This is a genomic window from Enterobacter sp. P82 (assembly GCF_037053385.1).
In the GTDB taxonomy this organism is placed as follows: domain Bacteria; phylum Pseudomonadota; class Gammaproteobacteria; order Enterobacterales; family Enterobacteriaceae; genus Enterobacter.
Window position 1 is genome coordinate 466147 of record NZ_JBALHX010000002.1, and the last position, 21487, is coordinate 487633.

At 53.7% G+C, this 21487-nt stretch carries 15 protein-coding genes; 8 read left to right on the forward strand and 7 right to left on the reverse strand.

The window, feature by feature from the left end:
- Positions 1-44: 44 nt before the first annotated feature.
- From aceE to traT, 4 genes are all read left to right on the forward strand, one after another.
- The gene (aceE, locus tag WB237_RS15035; RefSeq protein ID WP_028016704.1) at positions 45-2708 is read left to right on the forward strand and encodes a pyruvate dehydrogenase (acetyl-transferring), homodimeric type; all 2664 of its coding nucleotides are present in this window, start codon (positions 45-47) and stop codon (positions 2706-2708) included.
- A gap of 14 nt (positions 2709-2722) precedes the next feature.
- The gene (gene aceF / locus WB237_RS15040) at positions 2723-4618 is read left to right on the forward strand and encodes a pyruvate dehydrogenase complex dihydrolipoyllysine-residue acetyltransferase (protein ID WP_028016705.1); all 1896 of its coding nucleotides are present in this window, start codon (positions 2723-2725) and stop codon (positions 4616-4618) included.
- A 175-nt stretch (positions 4619-4793) separates the two neighbouring features.
- Positions 4794-6218, forward strand: coding sequence for a dihydrolipoyl dehydrogenase (gene lpdA / locus WB237_RS15045; protein WP_023332094.1), 1425 nt, complete (start codon positions 4794-4796; stop codon positions 6216-6218).
- Between the two features lie 195 nt (positions 6219-6413).
- Complete coding sequence (gene traT, locus WB237_RS15050; protein WP_336214238.1) at positions 6414-7145, forward strand: conjugal transfer complement resistance protein TraT; 732 nt, start codon at positions 6414-6416, stop codon at positions 7143-7145.
- Positions 7146-7231: 86 nt separating this feature from the next.
- Here the strand turns inward: traT and WB237_RS15055 are convergent, their stop codons facing one another.
- Together WB237_RS15055 and WB237_RS15060 are read right to left on the reverse strand one after the other, a co-directional pair.
- Positions 7232-8023 (reverse strand): DUF2950 family protein, encoded by a 792-nt coding sequence (locus WB237_RS15055; protein WP_336214240.1) that lies wholly within the window; start codon positions 8021-8023, stop codon positions 7232-7234.
- 10 nt (positions 8024-8033) lie between these two features.
- Positions 8034-9587, reverse strand: a complete 1554-nt coding sequence (locus WB237_RS15060; RefSeq protein ID WP_336214242.1) for a DUF3300 domain-containing protein — start codon at positions 9585-9587, stop codon at positions 8034-8036.
- Between the two features lie 892 nt (positions 9588-10479).
- Between WB237_RS15060 and acnB the strand changes: the two genes are divergently transcribed.
- Positions 10480-13077, forward strand: coding sequence for a bifunctional aconitate hydratase 2/2-methylisocitrate dehydratase (acnB, locus tag WB237_RS15065; RefSeq protein WP_336214244.1), 2598 nt, complete (start codon positions 10480-10482; stop codon positions 13075-13077).
- Positions 13078-13237: 160 nt separating this feature from the next.
- A complete protein-coding gene (gene yacL / locus WB237_RS15070; protein ID WP_028016710.1) occupies positions 13238-13600 on the forward strand; it encodes a protein YacL in 363 nt (120 codons plus the stop codon).
- 31 nt (positions 13601-13631) lie between these two features.
- Here yacL and speD read toward each other — a convergent pair whose 3' ends face one another.
- From speD to WB237_RS15085, 3 genes are all read right to left on the reverse strand, one after another.
- Positions 13632-14426 (reverse strand): adenosylmethionine decarboxylase, encoded by a 795-nt coding sequence (gene speD, locus WB237_RS15075; RefSeq protein ID WP_028016711.1) that lies wholly within the window; start codon positions 14424-14426, stop codon positions 13632-13634.
- Positions 14427-15296, reverse strand: a complete 870-nt coding sequence (gene speE, locus WB237_RS15080; RefSeq protein ID WP_336214248.1) for a polyamine aminopropyltransferase — start codon at positions 15294-15296, stop codon at positions 14427-14429. It lies immediately after the preceding gene.
- Positions 15297-15411: 115 nt separating this feature from the next.
- A complete protein-coding gene (locus tag WB237_RS15085) occupies positions 15412-15759 on the reverse strand; it encodes a YacC family pilotin-like protein (protein WP_028016713.1) in 348 nt (115 codons plus the stop codon).
- A 145-nt stretch (positions 15760-15904) separates the two neighbouring features.
- Here WB237_RS15085 and cueO point away from each other — a divergent pair, with 145 nt between their 5' ends.
- Complete coding sequence (gene cueO / locus WB237_RS15090; protein ID WP_336214250.1) at positions 15905-17473, forward strand: multicopper oxidase CueO; 1569 nt, start codon at positions 15905-15907, stop codon at positions 17471-17473.
- A gap of 135 nt (positions 17474-17608) precedes the next feature.
- On the opposite strand, the gene WB237_RS15095 is transcribed toward cueO, so the two are convergent.
- A complete protein-coding gene (locus WB237_RS15095) occupies positions 17609-19999 on the reverse strand; it encodes a glucose/quinate/shikimate family membrane-bound PQQ-dependent dehydrogenase (protein WP_336214252.1) in 2391 nt (796 codons plus the stop codon).
- Positions 20000-20205: 206 nt separating this feature from the next.
- On the opposite strand from WB237_RS15095, the gene hpt reads away from it, so the two are divergent.
- Complete coding sequence (gene hpt, locus WB237_RS15100) at positions 20206-20742, forward strand: hypoxanthine phosphoribosyltransferase (RefSeq protein WP_008501948.1); 537 nt, start codon at positions 20206-20208, stop codon at positions 20740-20742.
- 61 nt (positions 20743-20803) lie between these two features.
- Here the strand turns inward: hpt and can are convergent, their stop codons facing one another.
- On the reverse strand, positions 20804-21466 hold the full coding sequence (can, locus tag WB237_RS15105; RefSeq protein ID WP_028016716.1) for a carbonate dehydratase: 663 nt from the start codon (positions 21464-21466) through the stop codon (positions 20804-20806).
- Positions 21467-21487: the final 21 nt, after the last annotated feature.

The following is a 21487-nucleotide window of genomic DNA, read 5'->3' on the forward strand; positions in this document are numbered from 1 at the left end:
GGTTCCAGACAAATCAACGTATTAGATAGATAAGGAATACCCCCATGTCAGAACGTCTCCAAAATGACGTGGATCCGATCGAAACTCGCGACTGGCTACAGGCGATCGAATCGGTCATCCGTGAAGAAGGTGTTGAGCGCGCTCAGTATCTGATTGATCAGCTGCTTTCTGAAGCCCGCAAAGGCGGTGTGAAGGTTGCTTCAGGTGCAGGGGCTAGCAACTACGTAAACACGATTGCCGTCGAAGACGAACCGGAATACCCGGGCAATCTGGATCTGGAACGTCGTATCCGTTCTGCAATTCGCTGGAACGCCATCATGACCGTTCTGCGCGCATCCAAGAAAGACCTGGAACTGGGTGGCCACATGGCGTCCTTCCAGTCTTCTGCAACTGTTTACGAAGTGTGCTTCAACCACTTCTTCCGTGCAGCGAACGAGAAAGACGGCGGCGATCTGGTGTACTTCCAGGGCCACATCTCTCCGGGCATCTATGCACGTGCATTCCTGGAAGGTCGTCTGACTGAAGAGCAGATGAACAACTTCCGTCAGGAAGTTCACGGTAAAGGTCTGTCTTCTTATCCGCACCCTAAACTGATGCCAACCTTCTGGCAGTTCCCGACCGTTTCTATGGGTCTGGGCCCAATCGGTGCGATCTACCAGGCTAAGTTCCTGAAATATCTGGAACACCGTGGTCTGAAAGACACCTCTGAGCAGACCGTATATGCCTTCCTGGGCGACGGTGAAATGGATGAGCCAGAATCTAAAGGTGCGATCACCATCGCGACCCGTGAGAAGCTGGACAACCTGTGCTTCATCATCAACTGTAACCTGCAGCGTCTGGATGGTCCGGTCACCGGTAACGGTAAGATCATCAACGAACTGGAAGGCATCTTCGCCGGTGCTGGCTGGAACGTGATTAAAGTCATGTGGGGCGGTCGTTGGGATGAGCTGCTGCGTAAAGACACCAGCGGTAAACTGATCCAGCTGATGAACGAAACCGTTGACGGTGACTACCAGACCTTCAAATCCAAAGACGGTGCCTACGTTCGTGAGCACTTCTTCGGTAAATATCCTGAAACCGCAGCACTGGTTGCAGACTGGACTGATGAGCAGATCTGGGCCCTGAACCGTGGTGGTCACGATCCGAAGAAAGTCTACGCTGCACTGAAAAAAGCGCAGGAAACCAAAGGTAAAGCGACTGTAATCCTGGCCCACACCATCAAAGGTTACGGCATGGGTGATACCGCAGAAGGTAAAAACATCGCTCACCAGGTTAAGAAAATGAACATGGACGGCGTGCGTTATATCCGCGACCGTTTCAACGTTCCAGTGACTGACGAGCAGGTAGAAAACCTGTCTTACATCACCTTCCCGGAAGGTTCTGAAGAGCACAAGTACCTGCACGAACGTCGTCAGGCGCTGAAAGGCTACCTGCCAGCTCGTCAGCCTAACTTCACCGAGAAACTGGAACTGCCAGCGCTGGAAGACTTCTCTCAGCTGCTGGAAGAGCAGAACAAAGAAATCTCTACCACCATCGCTTTCGTTCGTGCCCTGAACGTGATGCTGAAGAACAAGTCGATCAAAGATCGTCTGGTTCCAATCATCGCCGACGAAGCGCGTACTTTCGGTATGGAAGGTCTGTTCCGTCAGATCGGTATCTACAGCCCGAACGGCCAGCAGTACACCCCGCAGGACCGTGAGCAGGTTGCATACTACAAAGAAGACGAGAAAGGTCAGATCCTGCAGGAAGGTATCAACGAACTGGGTGCTGGCGCATCCTGGCTGGCTGCTGCGACCTCTTACAGCACCAACAACCTGCCAATGATCCCGTTCTACATCTACTACTCCATGTTCGGGTTCCAGCGTATCGGTGACCTGTGCTGGCAGGCTGGCGACCAACAGGCTCGCGGCTTCCTGGTAGGCGGTACTTCCGGTCGTACGACCCTGAACGGTGAAGGTCTGCAGCACGAAGATGGTCACAGCCACATTCAGTCTCTGACCATCCCTAACTGTATCTCTTACGACCCGTCTTACGCGTACGAAGTGGCAGTCATCATGCATGACGGTCTGCAGCGCATGTACGGTGAAGCACAAGAGAACGTTTACTACTACATCACCACCCTGAACGAAAACTACCACATGCCGGCAATGCCAGCAGGTGCCGAGGAAGGTATCCGTAAAGGTATCTACAAACTCGAAACCCTCGAAGGTAGCAAAGGTAAAGTTCAGCTGCTGGGCTCCGGTTCTATCCTGCGTCACGTACGTGAAGCAGCACAGATCCTGGCGAAGGACTACGGCGTAGGTTCCGATGTGTACTCTGTGACTTCCTTCACTGAACTGGCGCGTGATGGCCAGGATTGTGAGCGCTGGAACATGCTGCACCCAATGGAAACCCCACGCGTTCCGTACATCGCTCAGGTGATGAACGATGCACCAGCGGTGGCGTCTACTGACTATATGAAACTGTTCGCTGAGCAGGTTCGTACTTACGTACCAGCTGATGATTATCGCGTACTGGGTACTGACGGCTTCGGTCGTTCTGACAGCCGCGAAAACCTGCGTCACCACTTCGAAGTTGATGCTTCTTACGTGGTTGTAGCAGCACTGGGCGAACTGGCTAAACGTGGCGAAATCGATAAGAAAGTGGTTGCGGAAGCAATTACCAAATTCAACATCGATGCAGAAAAAGTTAACCCGCGTCTGGCGTAAGAGGTAAAAGAATAATGGCTATCGAAATCAATGTACCGGACATCGGGGCTGATGAAGTTGAAATCACCGAGATCCTGGTCAAAGTAGGCGACAAAGTTGAAGCTGAACAGTCGCTGATCACCGTAGAAGGCGACAAAGCCTCTATGGAAGTCCCGTCTCCTCAGGCTGGCATCGTTAAAGAGATCAAAGTCTCTGTTGGCGATAAAACCGAGACTGGCAAACTGATCATGATTTTCGATTCCGCCGACGGTGCAGCAGCTGCTGCACCTGCGCAGGAAGAGAAGAAAGCCGCTCCGGCCGCCGCTGCTCCAGCAGCTGCCGCGAGCGCGAAAGAAGTTAACGTGCCTGACATCGGCGGTGACGAAGTTGAAGTCACTGAAATCCTGGTGAAAGTGGGCGACACCGTTGCGGCTGAGCAGTCACTGATCACCGTAGAAGGCGACAAAGCCTCTATGGAAGTGCCAGCTCCGTTCGCGGGTACCGTTAAAGAGATCAAAATCAACACCGGTGACAAAGTGTCTACTGGCTCTCTGATCATGATCTTCGAAGTGGCGGGTGCTGCACCTGCTGCTGCGCCTGCTCAGGCAGCTGCTCCGGCGGCCGCGGCTCCTGCGGTTGCTGGTGGCGCGAAAGACGTTAACGTACCAGACATCGGCGGTGACGAAGTTGAAGTGACCGAAGTGATGGTGAAAGTGGGTGACAAAGTTGCCGCTGAACAGTCACTGATCACCGTAGAAGGCGACAAGGCTTCCATGGAAGTCCCTGCGCCATTCGCGGGTACCGTTAAAGAGATCAAAATCAGCACTGGCGACAAAGTGTCTACCGGCTCTCTGATCATGGTCTTCGAAGTAGAAGGCGCTGCGCCTGCTGCTGCTCCGGCGGCTGCGGCTGCTCCAGCACCAACTGCTGCACCTGCTCAGGCTGCTAAACCAGCTGCTGCCCCTGCTGCAAAAGCGGAAGGCAAATCTGAGTTCGCTGAAAACGACGCTTACGTCCACGCGACTCCGCTGATTCGTCGCCTGGCGCGCGAATTCGGTGTTAACCTGGCGAAAGTGAAAGGGACTGGCCGTAAAGGTCGTATCCTGCGCGAAGACGTTCAGACTTACGTGAAAGACGCGGTGAAACGCGCTGAAGCTGCACCAGCTGCAGCGGCAGGCGGCGGTATCCCGGGCATGCTGCCATGGCCGAAAGTGGACTTCAGCAAGTTCGGTGAAATCGAAGAAGTGGAACTGGGTCGTATCCAGAAAATCTCTGGTGCTAACCTGAGCCGTAACTGGGTGATGATCCCGCACGTTACGCACTTCGACAAAACCGATATCACCGATCTGGAAGCGTTCCGTAAACAGCAGAATGCCGAAGCTGAGAAGCGTAAACTGGACGTGAAATTCACCCCAGTGGTCTTCATCATGAAAGCCGTTGCCGCTGCTCTGGAACAGATGCCACGCTTCAACAGCTCCCTGTCCGAAGATGGCCAGAAGCTGACGCTGAAGAAATACATCAACATCGGTGTCGCGGTTGATACGCCAAATGGTCTGGTTGTTCCGGTCTTCAAAGACGTGAACAAGAAGAGCATCACTGAGCTGTCCCGTGAACTGACCGTGATCTCCAAAAAAGCGCGTGATGGTAAGCTGACTGCTGGCGAAATGCAGGGCGGTTGCTTCACTATCTCCAGCATCGGTGGCCTGGGTACAACCCACTTCGCACCGATTGTGAACGCGCCTGAAGTTGCGATCCTTGGTGTGTCCAAGTCCGCGATGGAGCCGGTGTGGAATGGCAAAGAGTTCGTACCGCGTCTGATGATGCCAATCTCTCTGTCCTTCGACCACCGCGTGATCGACGGTGCTGATGGTGCGCGTTTCATCACCATCATCAACAACACCTTGAGCGACATTCGCCGCCTGGTGATGTAATCGAAAAGCCGGCCTGACGGCCGGCTTTTTTCTGGTAATCTCATAAGGTTTGTGAGGTTATTGGCGAAAGCGACAATTCGTGAGCCGTTTGTTGTTTCAAAATTGTTAACAATTTTGTAAACTGCGGGCGGATAGAACGACCCGGTGGACGACGGGTATAAATTAAGAGGTCATGATGAGCACAGAAATCAAAACTCAGGTCGTAGTACTTGGGGCAGGCCCGGCAGGTTACTCCGCAGCATTCCGCGCCGCGGATTTAGGTCTGGAAACCGTCATCGTAGAACGTTACAGCACCCTCGGTGGTGTTTGTCTGAACGTCGGCTGTATCCCTTCTAAAGCGCTGCTGCACGTAGCCAAAGTTATCGAAGAAGCCAAAGCGCTGGCTGAACACGGTATCGTCTTCGGCGAGCCGAAAACCGATATCGACAAAATTCGTACCTGGAAAGAGAAAGTTATCACTCAGCTGACCGGCGGTCTGGCAGGTATGGCCAAAGGCCGTAAAGTGAAAGTGGTAAACGGTCTGGGTAAATTCACCGGTGCAAACACCCTGGAAGTTGAAGGCGAAAACGGTAAAACCGTGATTAACTTCGACAACGCGATCATCGCGGCAGGCTCTCGCCCAATCGAACTGCCATTCATTCCACACGAAGATCCACGTGTTTGGGATTCCACCGATGCGCTGGAACTGAAAACCGTTCCAAAACGCCTGCTGGTTATGGGTGGCGGTATCATCGGTCTGGAAATGGGTACCGTGTACCATGCGCTGGGTTCAGATATTGACGTGGTTGAAATGTTCGACCAGGTTATCCCGGCTGCTGACAAAGACATTGTTAAAGTCTTCACCAAACGCATCAGCAAGAAATTCAACCTGATGCTGGAAACCAAAGTCACTGCCGTTGAAGCGAAAGAAGACGGTATTTACGTTTCCATGGAAGGCAAAAAAGCCCCATCCGAACCACAGCGTTACGACGCCGTGCTGGTGGCTATCGGCCGTGTGCCGAACGGTAAAAACCTCGACGCGGGCAAAGCTGGCGTGGAAGTGGACGATCGTGGCTTCATCCGTGTTGACAAACAGCTGCGCACCAACGTGCCGCACATCTTTGCTATCGGCGATATCGTCGGTCAGCCAATGCTGGCACACAAAGGTGTTCACGAAGGTCACGTTGCCGCTGAAGTTATCGCCGGCATGAAACACTACTTCGATCCGAAAGTGATCCCATCCATCGCGTACACCGAGCCAGAAGTTGCATGGGTTGGTCTGACTGAGAAAGAAGCGAAAGAGAAAGGCATCAGCTACGAAACCGCCACCTTCCCGTGGGCTGCTTCTGGCCGTGCTATCGCTTCCGACTGCGCTGACGGTATGACCAAACTGATCTTCGACAAAGAGACTCACCGTGTGATCGGTGGTGCGATTGTCGGTACCAACGGCGGCGAGCTGCTGGGTGAAATCGGTCTGGCTATCGAAATGGGTTGTGACGCTGAAGACATCGCACTGACCATCCACGCTCACCCAACTCTGCATGAGTCTGTGGGCCTGGCGGCAGAAGTGTTTGAAGGTAGCATCACCGACCTGCCAAACGCGAAAGCGAAGAAGAAATAAGTTTCTTCATGATCGCTAAACGCCTCTTCGGAGGCGTTTTTTTTGTCTAAAACCTACCCGTTATGGTAGGTATCTTATTGATATTTCCGCTAAAAACTTTCTCTCATCTGCCGATACCTTTTTCACCATTGTGTAGCTACTGGCCGCACGGTTTAGGGGTTCTGGACTTTTGATTACACGAAAAAAGGAAATAACATGTCTTTGAAGAAAGTTGCGGTGATTGGCTTAGTGGCAGCAGCGATGACGCTGACCGGGTGTGGTGCGATGACCACTGCGGTGAAAAAACGTAATCTGGAAGTGAAAACTCAGATGAGCGAAACCATCTGGCTGGAGCCATCTAACGAAAAAACAGTCTACATTCAGGTTAAAAACACCTCTGATAAAGACATGAGCAACCTACAAACCCTGCTGGCTAACGACCTTGTTGCGAAAGGTTATAAGGTGACCAGTTCTCCTGACGGGGCTTACTACTGGGTGCAGGCTAACGTTCTGAAAGCAGACAAAATGGACCTGCGGGAATCTCAGGGTTATCTGAAAACCGGCTATGAAGGTGCCGCTGTTGGTGCTGCGCTGGGTGCCGGTATTACGGCCTATAACAGCAACTCTTCTGGTGCGGCGTTGGGTGTGGGTCTGGCGGCGGGTCTGATCGGTATGGCGGCGGATGCGATGGTAGAAGATGTGAACTATACCATGGTGACCGACCTGCAGATCTCTGAGCGTAGCAAAGCAAAAGTCACCACCGATAACATCGCGGCACTGCGTCAGGGCACATCGGGCGTGAAACTGCAGACCAGCTCCGAGCAGGGCGATCGCGCTAAGTATCAGACACGTGTCGTGTCTAATGCTAACAAAGTGAACCTGAAATTCGAAGAAGCGAAACCGGTTCTGGAAGCGCAACTGGCAAAATCGGTCGCAAATATTCTGTAAGTTAAAAAGCCGGGCGGCGACTTCGCCTTACCCGGCCTATAAAACCTCATACCGTAAGCCAGTGCAAGCGAAGCGCCGTAGGGTATTCAGGGGACAACGGGCACCCATGATTTATCCGGGTTGTATGCTGGTAATGCCTGGGCTTTATGCTGCGAATCCTTTCCCAGATCCCTCTGGTAAACGGTATCATCCTGGTTTATCACAAAACTCATTACGCCTGTCTGACCGTAGCTGACCGGCCAGGCAACCATTGCGAAACCATTGTTATCCGGCAAAATTCTGAAGCGATAGCCGTGATAGCCAGTCCCCGGTTCTTTTGGACTGAATGCCGGGCCGAGCGGGCTGGGTGCTTCACCGGGTGATGCAGGCCAGTACAAACCGTCTTTTTTCCCTGTGGTGCTGACGATCTTCTGGGCATACTTCTGGTTCATCGCATAATAGCTCTGCTGTGCATCCACGTAAGCATGTAAGGCTTCAATCGCTGCGAGCTCGTTACGCCCAATTTCGCGGGTCAGGATCTCCTCAGCACCTTCTTTGATGTCAAATTGCCAGCCAGAAGTGGTCTTGATGACCGGGATAGGAAGTTGCCAGTCGGTCTCTCCGACAACAAGATGTGCCGTGTCACCTTCAACAACGGTGTTATGACGGACTTTCCAGTCGCGCAGGAAGCGATCGACGGCATCAGGGTCGACGCCTTCAGGGGGCAGGAAATCGCGCCAGTTCTCTCCAAGCAGGTTGTTCATTGCACTTTCATTCTGCTCACGAATGGCATTTGCCAGTGCATCGGTCGCCTGGTCAGGCGTGCTAAAGGATTGCTGCGCCATCGCCGAGGCCGAAAGCATGAACAACACCATTCCACTGAGTAGTTTACTTTTCATGTCGGCTCCCTTAACGATGTCGAATTTCACGGCGTTCAGCGCGTCCGCCAGTTGCCTGGCGCGGTTGTTGTTGGCGAGCCGCGAGCTGTCGGCTTTGTGCCCCTCTCTGCTGCTGTGCCTGCCAGTTGGCGGAGCGGCTGTCGTTGCCACTCAGAGCATTGGCCCGGGGCTGACTGATTCGCTGCTGGCTCGTGCGTTGCTGCGCAGTTTGCGAAACCCGTTTTTCAGTTCTTTGCGCTGTCTGGCGATTATCTCGCTGCTGCGTGGTCGTCCGCTTTGTCGTCTGCGGTTTTGTGTCATAGCCACGGTAGTTATTGCGCTGGGAAATCTGCTTCAGCTGTTCATTTGAGGCCTTGCGCTGGGCATCTCTGGTTCCCGTGCGAGCCGTTTGAGGGAAGGTTTTGCCCGTTGATTTCTCCATCTGGCTGAGGGCGGCCTGACGCTGGCTATCGCGATTAACCGGTTTTTGCTGCGTTGAGCTTAACCCTGTGGCCGTGTTGGTGGAGTGGAAGCGGTTGTTGAGCTGGTTCGTCGGATAGGGCACGCCTTCGCGATAAGCCGGGTTGTGCTGCCAGGTGCGGTTGGCATCCGTCAGGCGCTGCCCGCTGATTTTATTGAAGTTCTCAACGTTGATATTGATGTTGTTATCACCGTTGCGGTTATAGCCGCCGTGATTATCCCAGTCGTCATGGTGATGATCCCAGTCATCGTCATCATCCCAGTCGATGCTGCTGAAGATGGCATAGGTTGTCGCGACGCCCAGGCTGAAGCCTAAACCGTTAACGAAGCTGTTGCCAAACTGCTCGCCGGGTGATGGCGGGAGATAGGTGGGGGGATAGGCGGTGTTTGGCCAGGTTCCGTAAACCGTATTAGGGTTGTAGGTGGGAACGTACACGACTTGTGGATCGGCAGATTCAATTTTGATCACCGTTGGAGCCGGTGCGGACGTTGTTGTTGTCGTGGTTGACTCGCTGGTGCTCGTTTTAGACGGCGCCGCTTTTGTCACCGTGGTGACCGTTTGTTGAGGTGTCGACTGTAACGCTCCGGTCTTCTGCGCCAGCACGCGCAGGCGTTGAACGGAATCCATCACATCTTTGGGTTGTGCGAGAAACGCATCGCCCAGATTTTGTACCCACGGTGGGTTCTCTCCCATCAGTGACATCAACTGAGGAAAGGCGACCAGCGATTTTACGCTGGGATCCCAGGGTTGGCTGGCAACGGCCTGAATAGCGGCGTCACCTTCCATTTTAGGGTTGTCTTTCGACCACTGAGCAGCCTGGATAACGTTGGCCGGGTAGGTTGATGCCATCAAAATTTGCGACAGCAATGCATCCGGGTAGAGCGCGATAGGGGCAACCCACTGATCGATTTGCGCGGCAGAGTACGTAGGTGTCGCGGCAGGAGCAGGGGCTGGTTGGGCTACCGGTGCAACGGGTTGCTGTACGACGGGAGCCGGGCCTACAGGCTCCGTTGCACGGCTTTTGACGAACATGACGCCAGAGGCAGCAAGCAGCCCGGTACTGCAAAGAAGAACAAGCAGATGTGGCTTAAAAGACAACTTCATAAAATGACTCCAACGAGACAAGCGCTGTGCCGTGAGGCGTTACGGTTGGCGTGAGTATTATTCACCCGTCTTTTACTGTTTTGACTTTTCTTGGGAAACCATCCGGGGTATCCGGATAAAGAGTGTGAGCATTTATTACACAATTATATGTGATGCTGGAAAAATCGCTGGAATTTCAGAAGGCCGCTCTTGCGAGCGGCCAGCAGCTAATTGCCGAGGTTGACGACAAACAGCACCGTGATGTCGGATATGTTCCAGCCACCGTGCAGCGCGGTAAGCAGTAAACCAATCACAACGATCAGCGCAGTGATTCGCATCTCCATTGCGTGCGTTCCTGTAAAGGCTACGCGGGTTCATTCTCCACCGGGAAAGGCAGAACCAGGCAAGTTGGTGTTGCCGCGTAGGTTACGGAACTGCTCCCGGGCCCGGTGACTGGTTGCTACACCAGCGAAGCAGGCCGAGAAGAAGCGTAATCTACTCAGTCGTCATTCTGAAGGTGAAAAATGAAGCGAAACGAATTTTCATTCGAAACAGGAAGGCGTTTCGCAAAATTGACATAATGGCTTGCAAGCCAGCGGGGCGTGATGCAAAATTCATTGCGTTGGGGTTGCCGCAAATCTGCCCGCCCGGTGTGCTACCACCGCAAGGCAACAAATTAACCGCTGTGAGGCGGTTTTTTTGTACCTTCAAATCATCTCCTCTCCCCGCTACACCATGCTTAACGATTCAGCAAATTTTTTAATGTTGCTTTTTTGTAAACGGATTAACACTGTGCAGAAATCCTGCTATGCTGCCCGACGCGGTATCGGGCATTTACCCTACAAACTGCTGTCTCACAGGAGCGTGAAGAGAACGCCCGCCGCATATGACAATGAGAGCGAGGAGAACCGTCGTGCTAGAAGAATACCGTAAGCACGTAGCAGAACGTGCCGCCGAGGGAATTGTACCCAAACCTTTAGATGCAACCCAAATGGCCGCGCTCGTCGAGCTGCTGAAGAACCCGCCTAAGGGCGAAGAAGAATTCCTGTTAGATCTGTTGATCAACCGCGTACCGCCTGGCGTAGATGAAGCTGCCTACGTAAAAGCCGGATTCCTTGCTGCTATCGCCAAAGGCGATGCCACCTCCCCACTGGTTACTCCTGAAAAAGCCATTGAACTGCTCGGCACCATGCAGGGTGGTTACAACATTCATCCGCTGATTGACGCGCTGGATAACGACAAGCTGGCTCCGATTGCCGCTAAAGCGCTCTCCTCAACGCTGCTGATGTTCGATAACTTCTACGATGTGGAAGAAAAAGCGAAAGCGGGCAATGTCTATGCGAAGCAGGTGATGCAATCCTGGGCTGATGCCGAATGGTTCCTGAACCGTCCTGCTCTGGCTGAAAAAATTACCGTTACCGTCTTTAAAGTGACCGGCGAAACCAACACCGATGACCTCTCTCCGGCGCCGGATGCGTGGTCTCGTCCTGATATTCCTCTGCATGCCCTGGCGATGCTGAAAAACGCCCGCGAAGGCATTGAGCCGGATCAGCCGGGTAGCGTCGGGCCGATCAAACAGATCGAAGCTCTGCAGAAAAAAGGTTTCCCGCTGGCCTACGTGGGTGACGTTGTGGGTACCGGTTCTTCCCGTAAGTCTGCAACCAACTCTGTGCTGTGGTTCATGGGCGACGACATTCCACACGTGCCGAATAAGCGCGGTGGTGGTCTGTGCCTTGGCGGAAAAATTGCTCCAATCTTCTTCAACACCATGGAAGATGCGGGCGCACTGCCGATCGAAGTGGATGTTTCTAACCTGAACATGGGCGACGTGATTGACGTTTACCCGTTCAAAGGTGAAGTACGTAACCACGAAACCAACGAACTGCTGGCAAGCTTCGAGCTGAAAACCGACGTGCTGATCGACGAAGTGCGTGCAGGTGGCCGTATTCCTCTGATTATTGGCCGTGGCCTGACAACCAAAGCGCGTGAAGCGCTGGGTCTGCCACACAGCGATGTATTCCGTCATGCGAAAGACGTTGCGGAAAGCAATCGTGGTTACTCACTGGCGCAGAAAATGGTGGGTCGTGCATGCGGCGTCGCCGGTATCCGTCCTGGTGCGTACTGCGAACCGAAGATGACCTCCGTGGGATCTCAGGATACCACTGGCCCAATGACCCGTGATGAACTGAAAGACCTGGCGTGCCTGGGCTTCTCTTCTGACCTGGTGATGCAGTCCTTCTGCCACACTGCGGCGTATCCGAAGCCGGTTGATGTGACCACACACCACACGCTGCCTGACTTCATCATGAACCGTGGCGGGGTTTCCCTGCGTCCGGGTGACGGTGTTATCCACTCCTGGCTGAACCGTATGCTGCTGCCAGATACCGTGGGTACCGGTGGTGACTCTCATACCCGTTTCCCGATTGGTATCTCCTTCCCGGCGGGCTCTGGTCTGGTGGCGTTTGCTGCGGCAACTGGCGTGATGCCGCTGGATATGCCGGAATCCGTTCTGGTGCGCTTCAAAGGCAAAATGCAGCCGGGTATCACCCTGCGTGACCTGGTTCACGCGATCCCGCTGTATGCGATTAAACAGGGCCTGCTGACCGTTGAGAAGAAAGGGAAGAAAAACATCTTCTCTGGCCGTATCCTGGAAATTGAAGGTCTGCCAGATCTGAAAGTTGAGCAGGCATTTGAACTGACGGATGCTTCCGCTGAACGTTCTGCTGCGGGCTGTACCATCAAGCTGAACAAAGAGCCGATTATTGAGTATCTGAACTCTAACATCGTGCTGCTGAAGTGGATGATTGCAGAAGGCTACGGCGACCGTCGTACGCTGGAGCGTCGTATCCAGGGCATGGAAAAATGGCTGGCCGATCCGCAGCTGCTGGAAGCTGATGCTGATGCAGAATACGCGGCAGTGATCGACATCGATCTGGCTGATATCAAAGAGCCAATTCTGTGTGCACCGAACGATCCGGACGATGCGCGTCTGCTCTCTGATGTTCAGGGCGAGAAGATCGACGAAGTGTTCATCGGTTCTTGTATGACCAACATCGGTCACTTCCGCGCGGCAGGTAAACTGCTGGATACCCATAAAGGCCAGTTGCCAACCCGTCTGTGGGTGGCACCACCAACCCGTATGGACGCGGCTCAGCTGACCGAAGAGGGCTACTACAGCGTATTTGGTAAGAGCGGGGCGCGTATTGAAATCCCTGGCTGTTCCCTGTGTATGGGTAACCAGGCGCGCGTAGCTGACGGTGCGACGGTAGTGTCTACCTCTACCCGTAACTTCCCTAACCGTTTAGGTACTGGTGCGAACGTGTATCTGGCCTCTGCGGAACTGGCGGCAGTTGCGGCGTTGATCGGTAAACTGCCTACGCCAGTAGAGTACCAGACCTTTGTCGCTCAGGTTGATAAGACGGCGGTGGATACCTACCGCTATCTGAACTTCGATCAGCTGTCCCAGTACACTGAGAAAGCTGACGGCGTTATCTTCCAGACGGCAGTGTAATAAATGTTACCCTCTCCTGTGCGAGAGGGGCTGGAGGTGAGGGCATCAGGCTGCAAGGCCTCGCTCTCACCTTTTTATTTTCATTCCTCCCACCTCCCACGCTTTTTTTCTTCCTCTCTGCTGCGATAATTAACGTAATGGCTTTGCAGAGGAAAACACTATGGATTACGAATTTCTGCGCGACATCACCGGAGTGGTGAAAGTGCGTATGTCGATGGGCCACGAAGCCGTTGGACACTGGTTTAACGAAGAGGTGAAAGAGAATCTCGCACTTCTTGATGAAGTTGAACAGGCGGCGAATACGGTGAAAGGCAGTGAACGCTCCTGGCAACGAGCCGGACACGAATACACGCTGTGGATGGATGGCGAAGAGGTGATGGTACGAGCCAACCAGCTTGAATTCTCGGGTGACGAGATGGAAGAGGGGATGAGCTACTACGACGAAGAAAGTCTGTCGCTGTGTGGCGTTGAAGACTTCCTGAAGGTGGTGAATGCATACCGCGAGTTTATGAAACAGAGATAATTTCCCGAAGCATCCTTGCTCCGGGCAACACTTACACGGCCGGAATATTGCGGCCGTAGTAGATTTCGCGCATCTCTTTCCAGAGCAGGTCAGTGATGGCCTTACGCTCTTCTTCGCTCAGATCTTCCGGCTTCGTGTGGAACATGTAGTGCTTAAGGTCGAATTCCTTCAGTAACATCTTGGTATGGAAGATGTTCTCCTGATACACGTTCACGTCCATCATGTCGTACAGCGCCTTCATATCCTCAGACATAAAGTTCTGAATCGAGTTGATCTCGTGATCAATAAAGTGCTTCATGCCGTTGATATCCCGCGTGAAACCACGCACGCGGTAATCAATGGTAACGATGTCGGATTCCAGCTGGTGGATTAAATAGTTCAGCGCGTTCAGCGGGGAGATCACGCCGCAGGTCGACACTTCTATATCGGCGCGGAACGTACACAGCCCACCTTCCGGATGGCTCTCCGGGTAGGTATGAACGCAGATATGGCTTTTATCGAGATGTGCGACGACCACTTCCGGCAGCGGGCCAGGATGTTCCGTTTTGTCGATAAGTTTAGGATCGACCGGCTCTTCACTGACCAGTATGGTTACGCTGGCACCCTGAGGCTCATAATCCTGTCGGGCGATATTCAGGATGTTTGCCCCGATAATCGAGCAGGTTTCTGACAGGATCTCGGTCAGACGGTTGGCGTTGTAGAGTTCATCGATATAGGCGATGTAACCATCGCGTTCTTCCGCTGTTTTGGCATAGCAGATATCGTAAATACAAAAACTCAGGCTTTTGGTCAGGTTGTTAAAGCCATGTAGTTTAAGCTTTTTCAATTAGCTCACCCCCTTAGTGGATAAGGCGTCCTGCAGGTACTGTGGTAGCGCAAAGGCTGCGGTATGAATGGCCGGATTGTAGTATCGGCACTGAAGACCCGCCTGATGGAAACGGGCCTGGATAATTTCGGTGGAGAGATGGCGCAGCACGTCGTTATCCGTCGCCCAGGCAAAGGTCATGATCCCGCCGTAGTAGGTCGGAATGGCGGCCTGGTAGAAGCTGACGTCGCCAAAGTAGGTGCTCAGTTTGCGATGGCTATCGAGAGCTTCATCTTGCTGCAGGAAGCAGACGCCGTTTTGCGCGACGAAGATCCCACCCGGATTCAGGCTACGCTTGCAGCCTTCGTAGAAGGAGGAAGTAAACAGCGACGCGCCTGGGCCGATGGGGTCGGTACAGTCAGAGATAATGACATCAAAGGTCTGCGTGGTCTGATTAACGAAGTTAACCCCGTCGTCAATCACCAGGTTAAAACGCGGATCGTCATAGCTACCAGCATTGTGATTGGGCAGGTACTGACGGCAGAAAGAGACCACGCCCGCATCGATCTCCACCATGGTGATGGTTTTAATAGAGCGATGGCGGGAAACTTCACGCAGCATAGCCCCGTCGCCACCGCCGATAATCAGGACATGCTTCGCATGCCCGTGCGCCAGCAGCGGGACGTGGGTCATCATTTCATGATAGATAAACTCATCTCGCTCGGTCGTTTGCACGACGCCGTCCAGTGCCATGACACGGCCAAAGGCGGCATTCTCGAAGATAATCAGATCCTGGTGATCGGTTTTCTCATGATAGAGCACGTTATCAACGGCAAAGTACTGACCAAACTGGTCATGCAGTGTTTCATGCCACAACGTGTGGTCGGCCATACGCAGACTCCTCCTTTGTTAACATCCGTTACATTCACAAAAAGTGAGCGAAACATGATAGCTAACTCTCACCGTGGTTGCACGGCTACAGGCTCAACAAGGGGCGTCGGGAAGCTTATTTCACGTAGGCGAGCAGACTGAGTGAATCGCGAGCCAGCGCTTTGCATTTTTTGGCAGTAGGGATACCAATACCGCTCAGGTCACGGTAGCTGTCTTCACCAAGAGATTTCATGTCGAAGCTGTCGTAATTGCTGAGGTCCCATTGGTTCTGCTGAGCAAAAAAGACCAGCGCGCGGCGAATTTGCCCGTTGGGTAAATTCTGGTAGCCACAATCATTTTTCAGGAATACAAAAACCGCCGTCAGATCGGCCATATCTTCCGCTTCATTTTCACTTAGCGCATAGCTGTTCGCACACATTGCCATCAGGCTGGTGAACAAAATTGTCCTGAAAAACGTCTTCATTGCTTCTACCACTGCTTCACGGAAAAATAACGTTAGCATACTTGGTGCCAGTGCGACGATCTTTATTATTGCCGCTTTACTTGACCTTCCGGTAAGGGGAGGGTTTATGCTCAAAAGATCGCCAGCTGGAAATAAGGAAATGAACATGCAACGTCGTGATTTTTTAAAATATTCCGTTGCGCTGGGGGTTGCCAGCGCATTACCACTGTGGAGCCGCACGGTTTTCGCGGCTGACAGACCTGCCTTACCCATCCCTGACTTACTGACTGCTGACGCCCGTAGTCGTATCCAGCTTGTTGTTCAGTCCGGTAAAACGGCCTTCGGTGGGCACAACGCTACAACGTGGGGGTATAACGGGAATCTGCTTGGTCCGGCGCTTCAGCTGCGCAGAGGGAAAGCCGTCACCGTTGATATTCACAACACGCTGGCAGAAGAGACGACGCTGCACTGGCACGGGCTGGAAGTGCCGGGCGAAGTCGATGGAGGTCCGCAAGGGATTATTAAAGCGGGCGGGAAGCGCACCGTAACCTTTACTCCCGATCAGCGGGCGGCGACCTGCTGGTTCCATCCGCATCAGCACGGCAAAACGGGCCATCAGGTGGCAATGGGGCTGGCAGGCCTGGTGCTGATTGAAGATGACGAAAGCCGCTTGCTACGTCTGCCCAAACAGTGGGGAATCGACGATGTGCCGGTGATTGTGCAGGACAAAAAATTCACCGCAGACGGTCAGATTGATTATCAGTTGGATGTGATGACCGCGGCGGTAGGCTGGTTCGGCGACACGCTGCTCACCAATGGCGCGATCTACCCCCAGCACGCCGCGCCAAAAGGCTGGCTGCGGTTACGTCTGCTCAACGGATGTAATGCGCGCTCGCTGAATTTCGCCACCAGCGATAAACGTCCTCTTTACGTGGTGGCAAGCGACGGTGGACTGCTGCCTGAGCCGGTCAAAGTTAATGAACTCCCTATGCTAATGGGTGAGCGCTTTGAGGTGCTGGTGGATATCAGCGACGGTAAACCGTTTGACCTGGTGACGCTCCCGGTCAGCCAGATGGGCATGGCCGTTGCGCCCTTTGACAAGCCGCACCCGGTGCTGCGGATCCAGCCACTGCAGATTACTGCGTCGGGCACGCTGCAGGATACGCTGACGTCGCTCCCGGCGTTACCTTCCCTTGAAGGTTTAACCCAACGTAAGCTGCAACTTTCCATGAACCCGATGCTCGATATGATGGGTATGCAGGCGCTGATGGCGAAATATGGCGATCAGGCGATGGCGGGGATGCGCCACGGGCAGATGATGGGGCATATGAATATGGACCACGGCAAAATGGGCGGCATGGGGAACATGAATCATGCTGACCATGGTTTTGACTTCCACAACGCCAACATGATCAACGGCCAGGCGTTCGACATGAACACGCCAATGTTTGCTGCCACAAAAGGGCAGTTTGAGCGTTGGGTGATTTCTGGCGAAGGCGACATGATGCTGCATCCGTTCCATATTCATGGCACCCAGTTCCGCATTCTTTCAGAGAACGGTAAAGCGCCGGATGCGCACCGCGCGGGCTGGAAAGATACCGTCAGGGTTGAAGGAGGGGTCAGCGAGGTGCTGGTGAAATTTGACCATGCCGCGCCGAAAGAGTTTGCCTATATGGCGCACTGTCATCTGCTGGAGCATGAAGATACGGGGATGATGTTGGGGTTCACCGTTTAGATTAGTGCGGCCTGATGCCCTCACCCTGACCCTCTCCCACAGGGAGAGGGAATAAACACAAAAACGGCAACCGAAGTTGCCGTTTTGCATATTACCGTAGGCCGGGTAAGGCGTAGCCGCCACCGGGCTTTTCAGTTACTTACTGTCGTCCGGTAGTGCATACGCGACAATATAGTCGCCCATCTTCGTGCCAAACGAACCGTGACCACCCGCAGAGATGACAACGTACTGCTTGCCATTCACTTCATAGGTCATCGGCGTTGCCTGCCCACCGGCTGGCAGACGGCCTTGCCACAGTTTCTCACCGTTGGTCATGTTGTACGCGCGCAGGTAGTTATCTGCGGTCGCCGCGATGAACAGGACGTTACCGGCGGTGGAGATTGGGCCACCCAGCATCGGCATACCCATATTGAACGGCACCGGAACTGGCATCGGGAACGGCATGCTGTCCTGTGGCGTACCAATACGTTTTTTCCACACAATCTGGTTAGTTTTCAGGTCCAGACCGGAGATATAACCCCAGGCAGGCTGTTTACACGGCAGACCAAACGGAGACAGGAACGGGTTCAGCGTCACGCCAAACGGCACGCCATACTGCGGCTGAATGCCGGATTCGGTCCCTGTGCCTTTCGCGTCTTTCGGTGGCTCCATTGGGTTACCTGGGCCACGTGGGATCAGACGGGAAACGAACGGCAGCGCCATCGGGTTGGCAATGGCCACCTGACGGTTCGGATCAACGGAGATCCCGCCCCATTCGAACATCCCCAGGTTACCCGGGAAGACCAGCGTGCCCTGCTCAGAAGGCGGGGTGAAGATACCTTCGTAGCGCAACTGGTGGAACATCACGCGGCACACCAGTTGGTCAAACATGGTGGCACCCCACATGTCTGCACCGCTCAGATCTTTCTTCGGACGGAAGCTCAGGTCAGAGAATGGCTGCGTCTTGCTGACGTAATCGCCTTTTGCTGCGCCCTGTGGAACCGGTTTTTCCGGCGCAGGCACAACCAGTTTACCGTTGCTGCGATCCAGTACGAAGATGTTCCCGGTTTTTGCCGGGGCGTAAATCACCGGAACGGTTTTGCCGTTAACGGTAATGTCCGCCAACGTCGGCTGGGATGGCATGTCCATATCCCACAGATCGTGATGAACGGTCTGGTAGCTCCATGCCAGTTTACCGGTGGTCGCATTCAGCGCCACGATAGCGCTCGCGTAACGTTCCTGCTCCGGCGTACGGTTACCGCCCCAGATATCCGGCGTGGTCACACCCATTGGCAGGTAGACCAGGTCCAGCTTCGCGTCATACGCCGCTGGTGCCCAGGAGTTTGGCGAGTTAAAGGTAAAGGTGTGTTCATCTGACGGGATCGCATTGGGATCTTTCGCGCCCGGGTCGAAGGCCCACAGCAGTTTACCGGTGTTCACGTCGAAACCACGGATGACGCCGGAGGTTTCACGCGTGGAGAAGTTATCCGTTACCGAACCGGCAATCACGATAGTTTTATCGGTGATGATCGGTGGAGAGGTTGGCTCATACAGACCCGGCGTGGTATCCGGCATGTTGGTCTGCAGGTTCAGAATACCTTTGTTGGCAAAGGTTTCGCACAGCTTGCCCGTTTCGGCGTTGATGGCGAACAGACGACCATCGTTCACCGGCAGCATAATGCGACGAGGGCAGTCGGCAATGACTTCCGGGCTGGCATTATCGGCACGTGCTTCGTGGTAAGAGACGCCACGGCAGGTGACATGCTGGAACGACGGGTTGGAATTGAGTTGTGGATCGAAGTGCCATTTCTCTTTACCCGTGGCCGCATCAAGCGCGAACAGACGCTGGTGCGCCGTACACAGATAAAGCATATCGCCCACTTTAATTGGCGTTACTTCGTTGGTCAGTTCACCTGGATCGTTCGGCATCTTTAGATCACCAGTACGGAATACCCAGGCTTCTTTCAGGTTTTTAACGTTATCCGCGTTGATCTGCTTCAGCGGGGAGTAGCGTTGACCTTCCTGGTTACGGCCATAGGCCGGCCAGTCACTATCCGCAACCTGAGAGATAGCCGCCGCAGGTGTGGATTCCGTGTTCAGCGTGCCTTTGATCTCCTGCGGGTCGTTAAAACCAGCCCAGGTCAGGATGCCACCGCTGATTAACAGGGCTACCACCAGTGCTGCAACGGCACCACTGGAAGGTACAATCAGGCGACGCCAGACAAACGGCAGAATCAACCAGATACCAAAGAAGACCAGAATGTCACTGCGCGGCGTCAGTGCCCAGAAGTCGAAGCCGACTTCCCAGACGCCCCAGATCATGGTGGCGAGGAGTAATGCAGCATACAGCCACAGTGCGGATTGTTTTCTACGCCAGAGCAGGACAGTTACGCCAAGCATAACCAGGCCCGCAATCGGGTAGTACCAGGAACCGCCAATCGCGACCAGCCAGGCGCCACCGATTAACAGGTACAGGCCGCAGAAGGCGGCGAATAGCGCTGTTAGTGTCACCAGTAGACGCGGCTGTTGAGTTTTTGTTTCAGCCATAGAAAAGTACTCGTCAGTTTTGTTAATTATTTGCTAGCAATTAATTATAGGCATTAACAAATGTGATCGGAATCACAATATTTGCTTTTTACAACTCATACGCCAGGGTTATCCATTTGCTGATATAATGGCTGGCTTGCGTATCGATGCCGGAGATTAATTCATCCGCATTGAGAGATTTTCATTAAAATCATATGGTTAGTAATATGAAACATACTGTTGAAGTGATGATCCCGGAAGCCGAGATCAAAGCGCGTATCGCCGAACTGGGTCGTCAAATCACCGAACATTACAAGGACAGCGGCAGCGAAATGGTGCTGGTCGGTCTGTTGCGTGGCTCTTTCATGTTCATGGCAGACCTGTGCCGTGAAGTGCATGTGCCACATGAGGTCGATTTTATGACCGCCTCCAGCTACGGCAGCGGCATGTCCACAACCCGTGATGTGAAAATCCTGAAAGATCTGGATGAAGATATTCGTGGCAAAGATGTGTTGATCGTTGAGGACATCATCGACTCCGGCAACACGCTGTCTAAAGTGCGCGAGATCCTGAGCCTGCGTGAACCAAAATCACTGGCGATTTGCACGCTGCTGGATAAACCTGACCGCCGTGAAGTGCAGGTGCCAGTGGAGTTCGTCGGTTTCTCTATTCCTGATGAATTCGTCGTCGGTTACGGCATTGACTACGCGCAGCGCTATCGTCATCTGCCGTATGTTGGGAAAGTGGTATTGCTGGACGAGTAATTGCAGGCTGATGCCCTCACCCCGGCCCTCTCCCACAGGGAGAGGGAGAAAATTCCCGGCTTTATTTATGGTTTACGTGCTTAAGCTGAAGGTTCGCAATTCCCGAACGGTAACGCTGTTCCAGCGTTTCGCGGTTTGTTGCAGTCACTTCCAGATTGCGCAGCAGGCCATCGTGAATACCGTACGCCCAGCCGTGGACAGAGACCTTCTGCCCGCGTTTCCACGCCGATTGCATAATCGTTGAGTGGCCCAGGTTATAGACCTGCTCCATCACGTTGAGTTCGCAAAGGGTGTCCATGCGACGCTCCTGCGGCATTTCGCCGAGCAGTGAGCTATGTTTGAACCAGATATCGCGGATGTGCAGCAGCCAGTTATCAATGAGCCCCAGTTCCGTGTTTTCAACCGCCGCCTGCACGCCGCCGCAGCCATAGTGACCGCAAATAATGATGTGCTCGACTTCCAGAACGTCAACGGCATACTGAACCACAGAAAGGCAATTGAGGTCGGTATGGATCACCAGGTTGGCGACATTACGGTGAACAAACAGTTCGCCGGGCTCGAGGCCGGTCAGGCGTTCGGCCGGGACGCGGCTGTCGGAACACCCAATCCACAGAAAGCGTGGGTTCTGGGCTTGCGCCAGTTTTCCAAAAAATCCGGGGTCTTCCTCCACCAGCATTTTTGACCATAGTGCATTGTTGCTAATGAGTGTATCAATGTTGTTCATGGAGGTTAGCGACCTGTAACC